The 5143-nt window shown below is 60.0% G+C and carries 1 protein-coding gene; it reads left to right on the top strand.

Translation table 11 applies throughout. From position 1 onward, the window contains the following. Window positions 1–5143: beta strand repeat-containing protein (locus DMY87_RS23875; protein WP_165826446.1), on the top strand; the 5143-nt coding region annotated here is incomplete at both ends.

Here is a 5143-nt window from a genome sequence, read left to right as displayed (position 1 = left end):
CCGATGGCGACAACGACAGCATCAACGGCACACTCACCATCAATGTCGATGACGACATGCCGAAGGTCCTGGACGTTGCTCCCATCGAGCATGTGGCGACCGAACTGGTGTCCGTCTCCGGCACGCTGTCGACCCAGGTCGGCTTCGGCGCGGATGGTTTGGGCAAATACACCGTCGAGAAGGACAATCTGTCTTCGTCTCTGACATCGCTCAAGTCGAACGGCTCGAGCCTCACCTTCAGCGTGGTCGGCGATACGCTCTATGCCAAGGTCGGCAATGACACGATCTTCACCTTCACGGTGAATCCGCAGACCGGTGCCTACAGCTTCGTCCAGACGGGTCCGCTTGACCATGTCGGACAGGTTCCGAGCGTCGGCCAGTATATCTCCGTGCCGGAAGTAAACGGTCCGAAGATCCATTTCGTTGGTGATCTCACCAATGGCGACGATATCATCCGGATCACGAATTCGGATAACGGTCCTGTCACCTGGGGTGTCGATACCGACAAAAACGGTTCGGCTGATTACACACTGACCATTCCCGCCCACACGACTTTCTACCTGAATGTCGGCAATCTGCCTGACAACACCAAGGTCGAACTCCTGGGTGCGGGGAATGGCAGCGTCAAGACGGTCGTCAATCCGGGCCATGGCCACTTCACCGGCGTGCCGGTGGATGGACTCACGCTCGATCTCTCGACGGCGGTGACCATCGAAGACGCCGATGGCGACAAGGTTGCGCTTTCCGGCCAGTTGAATATCAAGGTCACGGATTCCGTTCCGTCCTTCGTCGGACAGGCCCTCATCCAGGTCTCTGAAGATGGCGACAAGAGCGAAGCTGGCTCCACCGGAGTCAACTGGGGTGCCGACAACGGCGCCAACCGCTCGCTCGCTCTGGGCTCTGGTATCGTCGTCAAGGATCAGGACGGGGTTACCGTCGAGCTGAAGTCCAACACCCAGGCGGTCAACATCGCCCTGGTGGGTGCGGTGCTGGTCGGCTACCTCGGCAATACCGCGCCGACCGTCGCTAACCTCGCCTCCAACAGCAATGTGGTGTTCACCGCGTCGGTCGACAAGACCACCGGCGAATACGCATTCGACCTGAAGCAGCCGCTCGACCATACGTCGCCCACGGGCGGCAAGCAGTATCTCGACCTGTCCTTCGAGGTCACCGCCAAGGATGGTGACAACGATACGGCAACCGGCACGGTCACCGTGCGCGTGGATGCCGCTGGTACGATCGGCTCGATCAACTACGGCAACCTCGACACCGGTGTCTTCGTCAACCTGAGCGAGGCTTCGGTCACCCGTGACGGTCAGACCGTGGCAAAAGACACGGCGACCGATCGCACCGGCGCTCACGTCGTCGGCGTCGACGGCATGGCAGGCGTCAACGATGCCTATGGCAGCAAGTCTGCCGACATCCTGGTCGGCGGCGCGGAAGCCAACGTCCTCAAGGGCAATGAGGGTGACGATGTCCTCACCGGCAACGATGGCGGTGACACGCTCGTCGGTGGCAAGGGCAGTGACCGTCTCGAAGGCGGCGCAGGCGATGATACGCTGGTGGTTTCGGCGGATATCGACAATGCCGGCGCCTTTGGCCCGCGCCAGGTTACACTCGGCGATGGCTCGACGCGTTCCGTCTCCCTTGCCGGCCTGTCCGGTGAAGGTGATACGCTGATCGGTGGCAGTGACTTTGATACCGTCAAGTTCGAAGCTGCGGCCGGTGCATCCGGCTTTGTCTTCGACCGTGCGAACTCGTCGCTCGGACTTTCCGGTGTCGAACGTTTCGAAGGCACGGACGGCGATGACGTCATTCTGCTTCCGAAGTCCTACACCACTTCCGACTCGGTTCTGATCGAAATCGATGGCGGCAAGGGCAATGACACGCTTCAGGGCTCCGACATCCAGGGCGACAAGATCACCGGCGGTGAAGGTAACGACCTGATTTCCGGTCTCGGCGGCGATGACGAACTGTTCGGCGGCAAGGGCTCGGACGAAATCTGGGGCGGCGCCGGCAAGGACACCATCGAAGGTGGTGACGATGCCGACAAGCTCTACGGCAATGATGGCGAAGACATTCTGCGCGGCGGTGCTGGCGATGACATCATCGATGGCGGTGCCGGTGCGGACCGGATTACGGGTGACGGCGGTGCCGATACCCTGATCGGTGGCGGCGGCGATGATCAGTTCTTCATCGGCGGCGGCAGCGACACCGTTTACGGCAACGCAACCGATCTTTCGGTCGACAGCAACCGCCTGGCGACGCTGGGTGAAAGCGACGAGGTCGTTGTCTACGGTAACCAGAACGACTACGCGGTTACCCGCAACAGCGATGGCTCCTGGACGATCACCAGCGCTGGCGAAACCGATGCATTGTATGGTGTCGAGCACATCAACTTCAACGGCGGTGCCGTTGAGTTGGACCTCACCGCAAATGTTCTCGTGTTCAACGCTGCCAATCAGCTTGTCGGTACATTCTCGACGATCCAGGCTGGCGTCTCTTTCGCCGATGCTGGTTTCACGGTCGAAGTGCACGAGGGGACCTACAACGAAGCCGTGGTCATCGGTGAAGGCATCACGCTGAAGGGCGTGGGCAACGTCGTGATCGACGGTGGCGAGGCGGGTCCTGCCATTACCGTCAATGGTGGTGGCGCCGGGCAATCCCTGCTCATCGACGGCATCGATCTGAAGGGTTCGTCCTCGTCTGTCATTCTCGTCGACAAGACGGCGGATTTTGATGCTGTCACCCTCAAGAATGGTGACGTGACGGGTGGCGATTACCACGGCCTCTTCGTCGAGAACGCCACAAAGGTGGAAGGTATCGTCGTCGAGAAGGTTAACTTCTCCGGCAATGCTACCGTCGACTCTGGTGCTGGCGAAGGCCCGGTCACGATCTATCTCTACAATGGTAACGTCACGTTCAAGGATGTCGATGTCAGCAATCCGGGTGCGGCTGCCGAAAACGGCATCCAGCTGCGCGGAGTCGACGCGCCCTTCCAGCCGATGGGTACCGTCGTCTTCGACAATGTCGATGTCACCGGCACCTATGGCAAGGTTGGCGTAGCGATCTACAACTACACCAATGTTGACGGACTGCAGATCGTCAATGGCGGTCTCGACGTGAACGTCAACGCCAATTGGCATGGTCTCAACATCGACAACGTCGGCGGAACCGTCGATCTGTCGGGCGTGCCGCTGACGGTCGTCAACAACTTCCCGGCGCCCTATAACGACATCGCGATCCAGGGTACCTCCGGCAACGAGACCTTCACTGGCGACGACAGCGACGATCTGCTGATCGGCAATGGCGGCGGCGACCTGCTGAAGGGCGGCGCCGGCAACGATGCCTTCCTGCTGGCAGGTGATGTTACCGCCTCTGGAACGCGCAATATCGAGCTCGGTGACGGCACACTTCGTGCGGTTTCCGTCGCGGGCCTCGCCGGCACGGCAGATGTCGTTCAGGGTGGCATTGGGGCCGATGTCATCGTTCTCAACAACGGTGCGACACCTGGTTACGTGCACGATACCTACTCGGCGCCAAGCTATATGAGCGGTATTGAATCGATCAACGGTACGGCGGGCAAGGACGTGATCCTCGTCGATGACGCCTATCTCAGCGATGCCGTGGGTGGCGGGATTGCCATCTCCGGTAATGCGGGTGATGACGTGCTCGGCGGCGGTGCAGGCTCTGATACGATCACGGGCGGCGCTGACAACGACCTGATTTCCGGTCTTGGCGGCAAAGACATACTGCAGGGCGGCACAGGTAACGACGAGATCTGGGGTGGTACTGGCGACGACACGATCGATGGCGGCGCAGACAACGACACATTGTATGGCAATGCCGGCGACGACGTCATCACTGGTGGCGACGGCAACGACAAGATCATCCACAACGTTGGCGATGGCAACGACACCGTCGATGGCGGCACCGAAACCGGTTTGTCCAACCCGGATTATGACATCCTCACGATCAATGGCGACGGTGTCGCTCGCAACTTCACACTGGGTCTCGCCACCGGTGGCACCGAGATCACGCCGGCTGACGACCAAGCCGATATCCTTGTTACCTATGACGGTGCCAATGCCGGTTCCGTTCGGGCCGACGAAATCGAGCGTGTGACCTTCAACCTCGGCTCCGGTGGTGACACGGTCACCCTGAACAGCGTGTCCGGGTCGGCGATCCAGCCGACGACCATTGTCATCAATGGCGGTGTCGGCAACGACACCATCGACCTGACAAACTTCGCCGGAAGCAAGGCCGAGATCGTCGACAACGGCGGGACCGCAGACAAGGTGAAGCTTGCAGGACTGTGGACCGACTACGTCTTTACCCAGTATCAGGACGTCTTCACGATCTCCAAGAACGGTGCGCCGATCGCCACCGTCAAGGGTATCGAATTCGTCCAGTTCACCGGAACAGAAGGCAAGCCCGGCTACACCATGTCCATCGACAAGGTTGTCAATCTGGCACCGAATGGTGTCGAAGACCCGGGTTCGGTCATCGAAGCGGGTGGGGTCAACAACGGCACCGCCGGCACGAGTGAAGCGACCGGCAATGTTCTGGCCAATGACAGAGACGGCAACTTTGACACGAACTCCCACATCGTTGACAAGCTTTCCGTGACCAAGGTTGGCAATACGGTCATCGATGCAGATGGCGAGAAGATCACCGGCACCTATGGTGACCTCGTCATCAAGTCTGACGGCTCGTATGTCTACACTCTGGACAACGACCGTGCGGCAACGCAGGGCCTGAAGGGTGGCGAGGTGAAGGTCGAGACCTTCTCCTACACACTGGCCGACAACCAGAACCAGCCGGGAACGGGATCGCTGAAGATCCAGGTGACCGGTGCCAACGACGCGCCGGTCGCGGCGGACGACACCTACAGCACGCAGGAGGATACCCCGCTGCAGGTGCCGTTCACCAACGGTGTGTTGCTCAACGATATGGATGTGGATGGTGACGCAATCAATGCGATGCTCGAAACCAACCCCGCCCACGGTACCTTGTCGTTCACCGGCGCCGGTACGTTCCTTTATACGCCGGACGCCAACTACAACGGGCCCGATAGCTTCACGTACAAGGTATACGACGCGAACGGAGAGTTCTCCAATACCGCTACGGTGACGATCAACGT

The organism is Peteryoungia wuzhouensis (genome assembly GCF_003205195.1).
GTDB lineage: Bacteria > Pseudomonadota > Alphaproteobacteria > Rhizobiales > Rhizobiaceae > Allorhizobium > Allorhizobium wuzhouense.
The sequence above is the reverse complement of the archived record's forward strand: the minus strand, read 5'-3'. Positions and strand labels throughout refer to the sequence as shown.